Annotated in this window: 1 protein-coding gene; it reads left to right on the forward strand. The window is 45.0% G+C overall.

Annotated elements, in window-relative coordinates; translation table 11 throughout:
- Positions 1 to 210: 210 nt before the first annotated feature.
- A partial coding sequence (locus tag A3735_RS24010) for a diaminobutyrate--2-oxoglutarate transaminase (protein WP_156499878.1) occupies positions 211 to 997 on the forward strand: 787 nt, incomplete at its 3' end.

A 997-nucleotide genomic window follows, 5' to 3' on the forward strand; every position in this document is an offset into this window, starting at 1 on the left:
CCATTACAGCTGACAATAAAGCCTCATGGACTTTATTTGAAAGCTTCGCAAAGGATTTTTCTGCTCCCTTAGCCAAATCTGAAATGTTTAGCAAAGATACGCATTTTGCTGGCTTGCATGACACGGAATTTCTGGTCCGAATCGGTCCATTTAGTTCCTAACCTCGCACACTAAATAAGACTCGCACCAAACATCCTATGGAGGATGCTAATGAAAATATTTGATGAAATTGAATCTGAAGTTCAGAGCTATGCTCGTTCTTTCCCTCGTGTTTTTAATCGCGCTAAGATGGAACACCTCTACGATGAGGAGGAAAATGAGTATCTAGACTTTCTGGCGGGTGCGGGAACAATTAACTACGGGCATAACAATCCGCTATTTAAGCCTCTCTTAATGGACTACATTGAGAATGATGGTATTACGCATGGCCTGGATATGCATACCAAGGCGAAAGGTGAATTTCTAGAGGCTTTTAATGAGAAGATTCTAAAGCCTCGGGATCTCGATTATGTTATGCAGTTTACTGGTCCGACTGGTACCAACGCAGTTGAAGCGGCTTTAAAGCTAGCGCGTAATATTAAAGGCCGTCAGAACATTATTTCTTTCACCAATGGTTTTCATGGCGTTAGCCTTGGCTCTCTGGCTGCGACGGGTAACTCTCATCATCGTGGCGCGGCGGGTGTCAGCTTAGGCGGCGTAAGCCGCGTGCCTTATGACGGCTACTTAGGTGACGAGATTGATACCACAGCTTATCTTGATAAAGTGCTTTCAGATTCCAGCAGTGGCATCGACAAGCCCGCTGCAGTGATTGTTGAAACTGTGCAAGGTGAAGGCGGTATCAATGCGGCTAGTTTTGAATGGTTGCGTAACTTAGAAAAAGTCTGCCGAAAGCATGATGTACTGCTTATCATCGATGATATACAGGCGGGTTGCGGTCGTACTGGCACCTTCTTTAGCTTTGAAGAAGCAGGCATTAAGCCCGATATGGTGACCTTAT

This window comes from Oleiphilus sp. HI0061 (assembly GCF_001635675.1).